The organism is Streptomyces sp. NPDC048484 (assembly GCF_040651415.1).
GTDB lineage: Bacteria > Actinomycetota > Actinomycetes > Streptomycetales > Streptomycetaceae > Streptomyces.
Genome location: NZ_JBEZJY010000034.1, coordinates 1 through 12835 on the forward strand (window position 1 = coordinate 1; position 12835 = coordinate 12835).

At 70.0% G+C, this 12835-nt stretch carries 10 protein-coding genes; 6 read left to right on the forward strand and 4 right to left on the reverse strand.

All coding sequences use genetic code 11. From position 1 onward, the window contains the following. Positions 1 to 455: 455 nt before the first annotated feature. Positions 456 to 905 carry a PTS glucose transporter subunit IIA gene (locus AB0D14_RS30105; RefSeq protein ID WP_362785356.1) on the forward strand — a complete coding sequence of 150 codons (450 nt, stop codon included), beginning with the start codon at positions 456 to 458 and terminating at the stop codon, positions 903 to 905. A 77-nt stretch (positions 906 to 982) separates the two neighbouring features. After that, entirely contained in the window at positions 983 to 2653 is a 1671-nt protein-coding gene (gene ptsP / locus AB0D14_RS30110) for a phosphoenolpyruvate--protein phosphotransferase (RefSeq protein ID WP_362785358.1), read from the forward strand. 80 nt (positions 2654 to 2733) lie between these two features. On the opposite strand, the gene AB0D14_RS30115 is transcribed toward ptsP, so the two are convergent. Both AB0D14_RS30115 and AB0D14_RS30120 read right to left on the reverse strand, forming a co-directional pair. Further along, positions 2734 to 3630: a hypothetical protein gene (locus AB0D14_RS30115; RefSeq protein WP_362785360.1), complete on the reverse strand. Its 897-nt coding sequence runs from the start codon at positions 3628 to 3630 to the stop codon at positions 2734 to 2736. 86 nt (positions 3631 to 3716) lie between these two features. Continuing rightward, positions 3717 to 5684 (reverse strand): acetoacetate--CoA ligase, encoded by a 1968-nt coding sequence (locus tag AB0D14_RS30120; protein ID WP_362785363.1) that lies wholly within the window; start codon positions 5682 to 5684, stop codon positions 3717 to 3719. A 213-nt stretch (positions 5685 to 5897) separates the two neighbouring features. On the opposite strand from AB0D14_RS30120, the gene AB0D14_RS30125 reads away from it, so the two are divergent. Further along, positions 5898 to 8261 carry a glycoside hydrolase family 31 protein gene (locus AB0D14_RS30125; protein ID WP_362785366.1) on the forward strand — a complete coding sequence of 788 codons (2364 nt, stop codon included), beginning with the start codon at positions 5898 to 5900 and terminating at the stop codon, positions 8259 to 8261. A 92-nt stretch (positions 8262 to 8353) separates the two neighbouring features. Here the strand turns inward: AB0D14_RS30125 and AB0D14_RS30130 are convergent, their stop codons facing one another. Next, positions 8354 to 8890, reverse strand: a complete 537-nt coding sequence (locus AB0D14_RS30130; protein ID WP_362785368.1) for an NUDIX domain-containing protein — start codon at positions 8888 to 8890, stop codon at positions 8354 to 8356. A gap of 91 nt (positions 8891 to 8981) precedes the next feature. Beyond that, positions 8982 to 9791 (reverse strand): M15 family metallopeptidase, encoded by an 810-nt coding sequence (locus AB0D14_RS30135; RefSeq protein ID WP_362785371.1) that lies wholly within the window; start codon positions 9789 to 9791, stop codon positions 8982 to 8984. A 301-nt stretch (positions 9792 to 10092) separates the two neighbouring features. Here AB0D14_RS30135 and AB0D14_RS30140 point away from each other — a divergent pair, with 301 nt between their 5' ends. The 3 genes from AB0D14_RS30140 (at position 10093) to AB0D14_RS30150 (ending at position 12823) form a co-directional block, all read left to right on the forward strand. Beyond that, positions 10093 to 10518, forward strand: a complete 426-nt coding sequence (locus AB0D14_RS30140) for a zinc ribbon domain-containing protein (protein ID WP_362785591.1) — start codon at positions 10093 to 10095, stop codon at positions 10516 to 10518. After that, the gene (locus tag AB0D14_RS30145) at positions 10515 to 11705 is read left to right on the forward strand and encodes a lipid-transfer protein (RefSeq protein ID WP_362785373.1); all 1191 of its coding nucleotides are present in this window, start codon (positions 10515 to 10517) and stop codon (positions 11703 to 11705) included. Before AB0D14_RS30140 ends, AB0D14_RS30145 begins: the two co-directional genes overlap by 4 nt. A 392-nt stretch (positions 11706 to 12097) precedes the next feature. After that, complete coding sequence (locus AB0D14_RS30150; RefSeq protein ID WP_362785375.1) at positions 12098 to 12823, forward strand: MIP/aquaporin family protein; 726 nt, start codon at positions 12098 to 12100, stop codon at positions 12821 to 12823. Positions 12824 to 12835 lie beyond the last annotated feature (12 nt).

The following is a 12835-nucleotide window of genomic DNA, read 5'->3' on the forward strand; positions in this document are numbered from 1 at the left end:
CCACCCACCACAATGTGATGGACGGGGTATCAACATATCTGGCGTTGATTTTTGGCACGCTGTTGAGTTCTCAAGGAACGGACGCTTCCTTTGTAATCACCCTCTCGGGCTTTCCTCCGGGCGCTTCCCTTCGTGTTCCCAAACTCTATCAGTGAATTTCCGTCTCTCTGACCACCGCTCCGCGAACATGCGGAACCAGGCCCTGAGAATAGGATCTGACAAGTTGAGTGCTGCCAGGCGAGGACGCACAGTCGCATCACTCCGCCCCAAGCAGGTGTACGACTCTACAGCGGGCTCCGGAGCGTGCGCAAATCGATTGCGCTGTGCACGAGGACCGCCAACCGGGTCCTCTGGCGGGGAACCGTCACTTCTTATGACTTACGCTGCTCAACAGTGCGCCGTCCGGGACAGGCAGTGACGGCCCATATTGAATCCCCGCCCCCGGGAGGCTTCCCATGACCACCGTGACGTCCCCTCTTGCAGGACGCACCATCGGACTCGCAGCCGTACCCGACCCGGTCTTCTCCGGAGCCATGGTGGGCCCCGGTACCGCGATCGACCCCGTTCGGGAGGCATCCGAAGCCGTGGCGCCCATCAACGGCGTCGTCGTCTCCCTCCACCCGCACGCCTTCGTCGTGGTCGACGACGAAGGTCATGGAGTACTGACGCACCTGGGCATCGACACCGTTCAGCTCAACGGCGAGGGTTTCGAGTTGCTCGTCAACAAGGGTGACACCGTGCAGCGTGGGCAGGCCGTGGTGCGCTGGGACCCGGCCGCGGTCGAAGCGGCCGGGAAGTCGCCCGTCTGTCCCATCGTGGCACTGGAGGCCACCGCTGAGTCCCTCTCCGACGTCAGCGTTGACGGCGAAGTGAAGGCTGGCGACGCTCTCTTCAGCTGGAACTGACTTCATCGCCGTCCGCGACGGCAGGTACGGCACAACTTCACGGCGGCAGGCCCGCCGCCCTATCGGAGACGGGTGACATGGAGACAACGCTGCGAGGCGTCGGCGTGAGCCACGGTGTGGCGATCGGCGAGGTTCGGCACATGGGAACAGCGGTGCTGGAGCCGCCGGCCAAGCAGATACCGGCGCAGGACGCGGAGCGCGAACAGGGGCGCGCCCGCAAGGCCGTGGAAGCCGTGGCGGCCGACCTGATGGCGCGCGGCAACCTGGCGGGCGGCGAGGCCCAGGAGGTTCTGGAGGCCCAGGCCATGATGGCTCAGGACCCGGAGCTCATGGCCGACGTCGATCGGCGTATCGCGGTCGGAAGCACGGCGGAGCGCGGGGTGTACGACGCGTTCGCCGCGTACCGCGCTCTCCTGGCCAATGCCGGTGAGTACCTCGCGGGCCGTGTGGCGGACCTCGACGACGTGCGGAACCGCATCGTCGCCCGGCTGCTCGGTGTTCCGATGCCCGGTGTCCCCGACAGCGACGAGCCGTACGTCCTCATCGCTCGTGACCTGGCGCCGGCCGACACGGCGTTGCTGGACCCGGCGCTCGTCCTCGGCTTTGTGACCGAGGAGGGCGGGCCGACGAGTCACAGCGCGATCCTGGCGCGGGCTCTCGGTGTGCCGGCCGTGGTGGCGCTGCCGGGCGCCGGTGAGCTGGCCGAGGGCACGATGGTCGCCGTGAACGGCAGCACCGGTGAGATCTTCGTGAACCCGAGTGCGGAGAAGAAGGCCGAGTTGGAGGCCGCGGCGGCCGCGCGCAAGGCTGCGCTCGCCGCGTCGACCGGGCCCGGTGCGACTGCCGACGGGCACAAGGTCCCGCTGCTGGCGAACATCGGTGGTCCGGCGGACGTTCCGGCGGCGGTCGAGGCGGGTGCCGAGGGCGTGGGCCTGTTCCGCACCGAGTTCCTCTTCCTCGACGACAGCAAGAACGCGCCGTCCGAGGAGAAGCAGGTCGAGGCGTACCGCAAGGTGCTTGAGGCCTTCCCCGAGGGGCGGGTCGTGGTGCGCGTGCTCGACGCGGGCGCCGACAAACCGCTCGACTTCCTGACACCGGCCGACGAGCCGAACCCGGCGCTGGGTGTCCGTGGTCTGCGGGCGCTGCTCGACCACCCCGACGTGCTGCGTACGCAGCTGACGGCACTGTCGAAGGCCTCCGAGGGTCTGCCCGTCTACCTCGAGGTCATGGCTCCGATGGTCGCGGACCGTGCGGACGCCAAGGCGTTCGCCGACGCGTGCCGTGCAGCGGGCCTGCGGGCGAAGTTCGGTGCCATGGTCGAGATCCCGTCGGCCTCCCTGCGGGCGCGCTCGATCCTGCAGGAGGTCGAGTTCCTGTCGCTGGGGACCAACGACCTCGCGCAGTACACCTTTGCCGCCGACCGTCAGGTGGGCGCGGTGTCCAGGCTCCAGGACCCGTGGCAGCCCGCGCTGCTCGACCTGGTCTCGATGTCCGCCGAGGCGGCCGAGGCCGAGGGCAAGAGCTGCGGCGTCTGCGGCGAGGCCGCTTCGGACCCGCTTCTCGCATGTGTGCTGACCGGTCTGGGGGTCACCTCTCTTTCCATGGGTGCGGCGTCGATTCCCTACGTCCGTGCGACGTTGGCCAAGTACACGCTGGCGCAGTGCGAGCGGGCCGCGGCTGCCGCGCGTGCCTGCGACAGCGCCGAAGAGGCGCGCACGGCGGCTCAGGCGGTGCTGTCCGGCGAGTAGTCGTCGTGCCGCGCGCCATCGGCGCTGAGCGGCTGTGATCGAGGGGCGCCGCACCGCAGGGTGCGGCGCCCCTCGTGTGTTCAGTGCCTGTGTGCGGTCGTATGCCCGTCACCGCCGAGGTCCGGTGGCGCGCAGTAGTCGACGCCCGATTCAGGGGAGACGAGGTCGCCGGATTCGACGTCTGTGCAGTAGGCGTCGAAGACTTCTGCGGCAGTGAGGGGTTCCAGTCCCCCGCCTCGCAGGCGCCAGCCGTAGACCCGGTCGGTCGCGTGGCCCGTACTCGTGCGCATGACGAGGCCCCCGGCGCTTCGGGTGGCGATGCCGAGGGCGAGGACGGTGGTGAATTCGAGGGCCTCGGCCTCGTCGAGGTGCGGTGTTCCGTGCTGGTCGCCTTCGGTGCGCAGGACGGCGACGAGTGTCTCCGGCTCGGTGGAGACACTGCACACGAGGTGCCGCTCACCGTCGCCCGACGTCTCGATGATGCGGACGAGCAGATCCGAGGCGCGCAGGAAGGCCGCTCGGCCGATGTCCTCGCCGCAGGACGCGCAATTGCCGAGGCGGGACAGAAGCGTGGTCGCGTACTCCCAGGTGGCCTGGCGGACGGCTTCGTCGATGAGGTGGGGGACGAGGGCGTTGAGGGCCTGGCCCTCATAGGGGACGGTCGCGCCGGTCGCGGCGAGCTCCGCCGTGAAACGGGTGCGGCTGGACGCGCAGTCGGGGTTCACGCCGTTCTCGGCGCAGAACTCCGCGTACTCCTCGGGGTCGAAGAGCGCCACAGTGGTGTGGCCGCCCTGGGATGCGAGGGTGCGGAGGAGGTTCTCCATCTGCTGGAGGTAGCTCGCGTGGTTGTCGAAGGCGAAGGTGCGGTAACGCCGCCGCATCGCGGTGAAGTCCTGCTCGTCGGTCAACAGGCCGATGGTTCCGGCGATTTCGCGGCGCAGGACGCGTCGCATGGTCTGGTGCTGGGTGTGCGCCATCTTTCCCCCTGTGCGCGGTGATCAATGCTCACTCACCGTAACCGGCGGCACTGACAACGCCTCTCGGCCTGCACCGTCGACGGGGGTCAGGCGCGGGAGCGGGCCAGTTCCTCGTAGAAGCGGAGCAGGTCGAGGTTGTCGACGGAGCCGGGGTTGACCGCCTTTTCGAGGGGTGTGCCCTGCAGGAGGCGTTTGACCGGGACCTCGATGCGTTTGCCGGTCAAGGTGTGCGGCACGCCGGGGACTTCGATGACCTCGTCGGGGATGTGGCGCGGTGAGAGCTGTTCCCGGATGGTCTGTTTGATGCGGCCGAGGAGGGCCTCGTCGAGTACGGCCCCTGGAGCGAGGTGGACGAAGAGCGGCATCCAGTAGCCGCCGTCGGGCTGTTCGATGCCGATGACGAGGGACTCGCGGATCTCCGGCAGGCGTTCGACCGCCTCGTAGATGTCTGCCGACCCCATGCGTACGCCCTGGCGGTTGAGGGTGGAGTCCGAGCGGCCGTGGATGACGACGGAGCCACGCGAGGTGACGGTGATCCAGTCGCCGTGGCGCCACACTCCGGGGTACGTGTCGAAGTAGCTGTCGTGGTAGCGGCTGCCGTCGGGGTCGTTCCAGAAGCGGATCGGCATGGACGGCATGGGGTTGGTGACGACGAGCTCGCCGACCTCGTCGGTGAGGGGTTTGCCGCTCGGATCCCAGGACTGGAGGTCGGTGCCGAGGCCGGGGGCCTGGAGTTCGCCGATGTGGACGGGGAGGGTGGGGACCGCGCCCGCGAAGCAGGAGCACACGTCGGTGCCCCCGCTGACGGAGGCGATCCACAGTTCGTCGCGCACCTCGTCGTGCAGCCAGCGGAATCCGTCGGGCGGCAGGGGCGAGCCCGTGGTCGCGACGCACTTGACCCGGGAGAGATCGAAGTCGCGGGAGGGGTGGACGTCCGCCTTGCGGCAGGCCATGACGTACGCCGCCGAGGTGCCGTACAGGGTGGCGCCGGTACGTTCGGCGATGCGCCACTGGGCGCCGGTGTCCGGATAGCCGGGGCTGCCGTCGTACAGAACGATCGTGGTGCCCGTCAGGAGGCCGGAGACGAGGAAGTTCCACATCATCCAGCCGGTGGACGTGTACCAGAAGAAGCGGTCCTCGGGACCCAGGTCGCAGTGCAGGCCGAGTTGCTTGAGGTGCTCGACGAGGATGCCGCCCTGGGACTGGACGATGGCTTTGGGCAGGCCGGTGGTGCCGGAGGAGTAGAGCACCCAGAGGGGGTGGTCGAAAGGCACCTCTTCGTAGAGGGGGGCCACGTCGGACGAGGTGAGGGCGGACCATTCCAGGGCGCCTTCGGGGGGCTCGGTGCCGAGCAGCGGGATGTGCACGACGGCGCGCAGGGTGGGCAGTTCGCGGCGCAGTTCCGCGACGGTGCCCCGGCGGTCGTGCTCCTTGCCTCCGTAGCGGTAGCCGTCGACCGTGAAGAGGACGACGGGTTCGACCTGCTGGAAGCGGTCGAGGACGCTGCGGGCGCCGAAGTCCGGGGCGCAGGACGTCCATACCGCGCCGACGGCGGCGGTGGCGAGGAGAGCGGCCACGGCCTGCGGGATGTTCGGGAGGTATCCGCTGACCCGGTCCCCCGGGCGTACGCCGAGGGCACGGAGTTCGGCGGCCAGGGAGCCGACCTGGCGGCGTAGTTCGGACCAGCTGACGGGACGGGGCTCGTGGGTCTCGTCGACGTACAGGAGAGCCGGTTCGTCCGTCCGGGTGTCGGCCGCTCGCAGGGCGTGCTCGGCGTAGTTGAGGGTGGCTCCGGGGAACCACTGGGCCCCCGGCATCGAGCGGTCGCCCAGCACGCGCGCGTAGGGGGTGGAGAACCGTACGTCGAAAAACTCCGTGACGGCTTTCCAGAACGTGTCCAGTTCGTCCACGGACCAGCGGTGCAGCCCGGCGTAGCCGCCCTCGGCGGGGGCTCCGTGGTGCTCGGCGGCCCAGGCCTGGAATCGGGTGATCTGTGCCTGGGCGATGTGTTCCCGGTCGGGCTGCCAGAGCGGCGTGGGATTCGATGAGGTCATGGGGCGGCTCCCGGACTGCGCGCGTCGTGTGCGTGTACCGCGCACGAGCTGGGGTGTGCGCGTCACGCGGCTGAGACGGACGATGCCATGTGATCGACTTTGACACCAGGGTGGGCCCCACATAGTCCGGCTCGTGAACATGTGGTCCTGCCATGGGTGAACGGAAGTTGAACGACTCACTCGTAGGCCCATTCGGGTGGCAGGCTGAGCAGCATGAACGGTCGTGACCTGGTGCGTTCGATGAAGACGGTCGGTTCGGCGGGGGCGGCCCAGGGCTTGCTCACCGTGCGGGCCGCGTGGCGCAGGCGGCGTACCGACGCCGCGGGGCTGCCGGCGCGCGGCGCCGAACGTGCGCGGACTCCCGGTCCTGTGCTGTCCATGGAGCCCGCGCCCGGCGGCGGCGTCGTCCGCTTCACCCGGTCGGAGCTGCGGATCACCGTCACAGCCGGCGGGGCTGTCTTCTGGGGCTGGGACGGGGCAGGGCCCGGGCCTTCGTATGCGCTCGCGGACGCCGCTCCCGAACCGGACCCCCGGGCCCTCCTCGAGCCAGACAAGGACGGTGCCTGGCGGGTGGTGTCGGAGCGGATGACTGTGGTCGTCTCCCGGCACGGCGCTGTGGAGGTGCTCACGCCGGGCGGGGTGAGCCTGCGGCGTGATATGCCGCCGCGATGGTGGGAGCCGGCCGGTGGTGGAGCGGGCCGCTGGAGGCAGCGGTCCGAAGTGGCCGCGGACGCGCGTTTCTTCGGCCTCGGCGGGCGTGCTTCGGGGCCCCGGCTGCGCGACGGGACGTACCGGCTGTGGAACACCGATCCCGGGCATGCCTTCGGGCCCAATGACGATCCGCTGTACCTCACCATGCCGGTGCAGATGGTGGTGGCCGACGCGGCCACGCATCTCGTGTTCCACGACAACTCCTGGGACGGCTCCGTGATCTTGCGCGAGGGTGAGGAGGGCGCCGGGTCGGGGCACGACCGGGCCGGGGCGAGCGAACTGCGCATGGACGGTGGGCCCCTGCGCTGCTGGGTGATGGTGGGCACTCCCGCGCGCGTGCTGCAGACCTGGGCGTCCCTGACCGGCGCCGCCGCACTGCCACCGGCCTGGGCTCTGGGGCACCATCACGCGCGGTGGGGCTTCGGGAGCGAGCAGGAGGTGCGGCGGATCGTGGGCGGCTACCACGAGCACGGGCTGCCGCTGGACGCCGTGCATCTGGACATCGACCACTTCGACGCGCACCGGGTGTTCACGGTCGACCGGGACCGCTTCGCCAAACTGCCGGTGCTCGCGGAGGAGCTGCGCCGGGACGGGGTCCGGCTGGTGTCGGTCGTGGATCCGGCGGTCGGGGCCGAGCCCGGAAACGCCGTGTACGACAGCGGGAACGCCGAGGACGCCTTCGTGCGGACCTCCGCCGGAGAAGTGGTGCGCGGTGTGGCCCGGCGGGGCGAGGTGGTCCATCCGGACTTCACGCGCGCGCGTACGCGCCGATGGTGGGGCGGGCTCTACGAGGAGCGGCTCTCGCAGGGTTTCGCCGGCTTCTGGCACGGCATGAACGAACCCGTGTCCTTGACCGCCTTCGGCGAGTCCACGCTGCCTCGTTCGGCGCGGCACGATCTGGAGGGTTTCGGCGGCGACCATCGCGAGGCGCACAACGTGTACGCGCTCACCATGGCCCGGGCGGCCTATGAGGGGCTGTGCGAACTGGCACCCCAGGAGCGGCCGTTCCTGTTCTCGCGTTCCGGCTGGGCGGGGATGCAGCGCTACGGAGGGGCCTGGTCCGGGAATGTGGCCACGGGGTGGCCCGGTGTGCGGGCGTCGCTGTCCCTGGTGATGGGGCTCGGTCTGTGCGGAGTGCCGTACTCGGGGCCCGACGTGGGCGGCTTCGACGGGAGCCCCTCCCCCGAGCTGTATCTCCGGTGGTTCCAGCTGGGCGCGTATCTGCCGTTGTTCCGTACCCACGCGAGCCTGCGAGCGGGTCGCAGGGAGCCCTGGGAGTTCGGTGCCGAGGTCCTGGAGCACGCGCGCGTGGCACTCGTCGAGCGGCGGCGGCTGCTGCCGTACTTCATGACGCTGGCACATCTGGCACGGCGTACGGGGGCGCCGTATGTGCGGCCGCTGTGGTGGGGTGCACCGGAGGACAGGGCGTTGCGCGACTGCGAGGACGCCTTCCTGCTCGGTGACTGTCTTCTGGTGGCTCCTGTGCTGGATCCGGGCACGGATCGGCGTGCCGTGCAGCTGCCGCGGGGCCGCTGGTACGACGTGCTGACGGAGGAGGCGTACGACGGGCCCGGCCGGGTGGTGGTAGACGCCCCTTTGTCGCGGATTCCGGTGCTGGTCCGGGCGGGCGCCGTCCTGCCCGTTCGCGGTGACGACGGCTCTGTGGAGCTGGAGGTGTGGGCGCCCGCCCCCGGACGGACCGGGGGCGGGCTGGTGGTCACCGACTCCGGGAACGGCTGGGAGGAGCCGGAGATCGAACGCTATGTGACGCGTCGGCAGGGGAAGCGCGTGGTCGTGGAGCGGGACGGGGACGACGGCCCGGACGAGCCGTCCGTTCCCGTCCGGGTGCGGGGGCTGGAGACCTGATGGCCGAGTGCCGAAGGGTTCCTCGGCACCTGCGAGAGGCCCGTCGGCTTCGGTCCTGCCGGCATACCTCCCCGGCAGGGCCGGCGGGCCCCTCAGATGTACCGGCCCTCGAACCACATCCGGGCCGCCAGGGTGTGCAGCGGAAAGGCGAGTTCGGTCGCTCTGCGCAGCAGGTGCCAGCCCTCGGTCTCGTCCGTCGCGACGGACGGCGGCAGGTCGGTCACGGGACGCTCCGGGAGGGCTCCGAAGAGCAGCAGGTGCCCGTCGGGTGAGCTCAGCGCCTCGACGAGCCGTACGTCGCGGCTCGCCGCGACGATGCCCGTCTCCTCCTTGAGTTCACGGACGACGGCCTGCCGCCAGTCCTCCCTGTGGTCGATGAACCCTCCGGGCAGAGCGACACCCCCGCGCGCGGGGGCGATGGTGCGGGTGACGACGACCAGGGCCGCGCCCTTGGTGTCGTACACGGGCTGCATGGCCACCGCGACCGGCAACGGGTTGCGGTAGGCCACGCCGCCGCAGGAGATGCAGGCACGGGGCCAGCCGGAGACGCCTTCTCCGTAGGGTGCGCCGCAGCTTGAACAGTGGGTGCCCGGCGCGGAGTTGGCGGGCGGGATCTGGGATGGAGACACGCCCGGGACTGTATCCGATGATCACATGGTCGTTTTGGCTGACTGCCTCAGTAAGACCTCAAGAGGCTCTCAACAGGCCCTCTGCAGGACCTCAGTGGGGCGCGACGAGGGATTTCGCCGACACCGGGAAGTCGAAGTACGTGTCGGGGTAGGCCTCCGGCTTGTAGGTGAAGTGCCACCACTCCTCGGCGAGGTTCACGAGACCGAGGTCTTCGAGGGTGTCCTTCAGGAGCAGCCTGTTGGCGCGCTGCTGCCCCTGCACGCGCGGGTCGAGCGTGTGCGACAGGGTGTCGAAGCAGTCATACCCCGTGCCCATGTCCAACGAGTTGTCCGGGAACCGCTCGCCCTGGGGCGCGAAGCAGGGCACGAGGGGCTCTCCGGGAACGTACGGACGGGTCGGTTTCGCCGGGACCTTCACGAGCGTGAGATCCATGGTGGAGCCCCGACTGTGGCCGGACTTCTCGGCGATGTAACCGTCCTCGAACAGGCGGGTCTTGTCGACCTCGGGGTAGAACTCGCCCTTCATGGTCTGGTCGTCGAGGTCCTCGGCCCAGCGGACGAAGTGGTCGACGGCGCGCTGGGGCCGGTAGCAGTCGTAGACCTTCAGGGAGTAGCCCTGGGGCAGCAGTTGCTGCTGCGCCGCGTGGAGAGCCTCGGCTGCGGGCCTGGTGAGGATGCAGAGCGGTTGCCGGTAGCCGTCGATGCGCTCACCCACGAAGTTGTGCGGGGTGAAGTAGCGGATCTCCTCGATGATCGTGGGGTCCACGGACGCGAGGGCCACGAAGTCGTCGGGGGCCTTCGGTCCGGCTGTCGCGCTCGCGGTGGCGTTGCCGGAGGCAACGGCGAGCAGGGCGGCGAACGCGGTCACGAGACCGCGTACCGCTGTGGTGAGTCGTCTCATGATGCATGCGTCTATCAGGCGCGGGTTCCCCGAGGGAAGTGATCGGATACAACCCGGGCCCGATCAGCCGCCCGGAGCGGGCCCCTGGGCGGGCGATATGCGCGACTTGGCGGCGAGGGACGGCCGGAACCACCCCCGTGGGCCCCGGCCGTCCCTACCGATGGTCGGACGCCCAGGAGGCCCCGGCGGTTCTCGGCGGCGCACTCCGGGCCACTGCCCAATCGGTGTCGCCCGTGGCAGACTTCTGACGTTCCGTCAGATCCAGCGCCGTGGAGGGACCTTGTCGCGTACTCGCACACCCGTGGTCACCGGCTGGTTCACCGGCGAGGGGGACGATTTCCGGCTCCTCGGCACGCGCTGCTCGGCCTGCGCGTCCGTGTTCTTCCCCCGGGAAGACGCCTTCTGCCGCAATCCGGGTTGCCCGGGCGTCGATCTGGAGGAGGTGCCGCTGTCGAAACGCGGCCGCGTCTGGTCCTACACGGACAGCCGGTACCGGCCGCCGTCACCGTATGTGTCCGAACCGGAACTGGACTGGCAGCCCTACGCGTTGATCGCTGTGGAACTGTCGTTGGAGCGCCTCGTGGTGCTCGGACAGACGGTTCCCGGGGTCGGTGTCGCCGATCTGGCGGTGGGCATGGAGGTGGAGGTCGTCCCGGGCGTGCTCAACGAGGACGCTGAGACGACCTGGACGACCTGGCACTGGCGACCGACGGGGGTGCCGGCATGACGGGCGATGTGGCGGTGCTCGGCGTGGGCATGCACCCCTGGGGCAAGTGGGGGCGCGGATTCGTCGGGTACGGGACGACGGCGGCGCGCGCGGCACTGTCCGACGCGGGCCTCGACTGGCGGGAGGTCGGCTCGATCGTCGGCGCGGACACGGTGCGTGGCGGTTATCCCGGGTACGTGGCGGGGGCGACGTTCGCCAAGGCGCTGGGCTGGCAGGGTGCCCGGGTGGCGAGTGTGTACGCCGCGTGCGCCTCTGGGGCGCAGGCCGTCAACACGGCCCGGGCGCAGATCCTTTCGGGTCTCGCGGACGTGGTGCTCGTGGTGGGCGCGGACGCGGCACCGAAGGGGTTCTTCCGGCCTCCGGGCGGGGACAGACCCGACGATCCGGACTGGCTGCGGTTCCGTGTCCTCGGGGCGACGAATCCGACGTACTTCGGGCTGTACGCGCGGCGGCGGATGGCGGTCCACGGAGACACCCTGGAGGACTTCGCGCAGGTCAAGGTGAAGAACTCGGCCATGGGGGCGCTGAATCCGAACGCGCGCTACCGCAAACGGGTCACGGCCGAGGAGGTCGCCGCGTCGGCCGTGGTCGCCGATCCGCTGCGGCTGCTCGACATCTGCGCGACCTCGGACGGCGCGGCGGCGATGGTGCTGTCCAGCATGGAGTTCGCTCGTCGGCACGGGGCCGCGGAACCGGTGCGGATCCGCGCGGTGTCCACGGTGACCCCGCGCTATCCCAACACCGTGCTCGACCTGCCCGACATCGCGACGGACTCGGCGGTCGCGGTGGAGCCGGCGGCCGACACGTTCCGCACGTCGATCGCACGGGCGGCGTACGAGGAGGCGGGGATCGGCCCGGAGGACCTCTCGCTCGCCGAGGTCTACGACCTGTCCACAGCCCTGGAGCTGCAGTGGTACGAGGACCTGGGGCTGTGCGGCGAGGGCGAGGCGGCCAAGCTCCTGCGGGAGGGCACGACAGCGCCCGGCGGACGCATACCCGTCAACGTCAGCGGCGGGCTGTCCTCCTTCGGGGAGGCTGTTCCCGCGCAGGCCATCGCCCAGGTCTGCGAGCTCACCTGGCAGTTGCGGGGGACGGCGGGCGACCGGCAGGTCGCGGGGGCCCGGGTTGGAGTCACCGCGAACCAGGGGCTGTTCGGGCACGGGTCGTCCGTGATCGCCGTCAGGTGAGGTGGCGGGCTGTTGCCGGGCCACGGGATCCGGCGCGGGTCGGGGCGTCGTCGACGCGTGCGGGGAACTGGTCATCGGGCGACCACCGGTTGGCCGAAAGCGGGGGGCGTGAACCGTTGTCGCCCGCGACCTTGACGCTCCCACAGTGCCGGTGAACACTTCCGGTGTCAGTCGGCGTCGTCGCATTCCGGCGTATTCAGGCATTGCGCCACGCGGGCCCTTGCCCGCGTCAACGGGCCATCCCCCACGGGCGATTCGACTGCCAAGGCACGCTCGTCACGGACGCCGGGCGGGGCGCGGGATCTCCCTGCCCTCGGCTGAAGTAGCCATGGGAACGCACCCTGCACGGTGGACCGGGGCGGATCGCCCCGGGCTTGGCCCTAGGAGCCGCCATGAGCAATGGAGATGTCTTCGTCGGTGAGGTCATCGGCACAGCGATTCTGATCCTCTTCGGCGCCGGAGTGGTCGCCGGTGTCGTACTCAACTACTCCAAGGCGAAGGACGCCGGCTGGATCGTCATCGCTTTCGGCTGGGGCTTCGGCGTCATGGCCGGCGCGTACACCGCCGCGCCGCTGTCCGGCGGGCACCTCAACCCGGCGGTGACGATCGGCATCGCGATCGACACCGGGGACTGGGACCAGGTCCACATCTACATCGCCGGGCAGATGGTCGGCGCGTTCCTCGGCGCGGTGCTGTGCTGGCTGGTCTACTTCGCGCAGTTCCAGGCCAACGCCCAGGACGAGATCGCGCAGCCGACGCTCGGGATCTTCTCCACCGCGCCCGAGATCCGCCATCCCGTGGCGAACCTCATCACGGAGATCATCGCGACCGTCGGGCTGGTCCTGCCGATCCTGGCCTTCGGGCTCACCGAGGGGCTCGGCCAGTCCGGCACCGCCATCCTGATCGTCTCGTTCCTGGTGGTCGGCATCGGGCTGTCGCTCGGCGGTCCGACGGGGTATGCCATCAACCCGGCCCGTGACCTGGGCCCGCGCATCGCCCACGCCATCCTGCCGATCCCCAACAAGGGCACGTCGGACTGGAGTTACTCGTGGATCCCGGTGGTGGGGCCGCTGATCGGCGGAGCGCTGTCCGGGGTCATCTTCAACGTGGCATTTTAGGCTCTGTCGTCA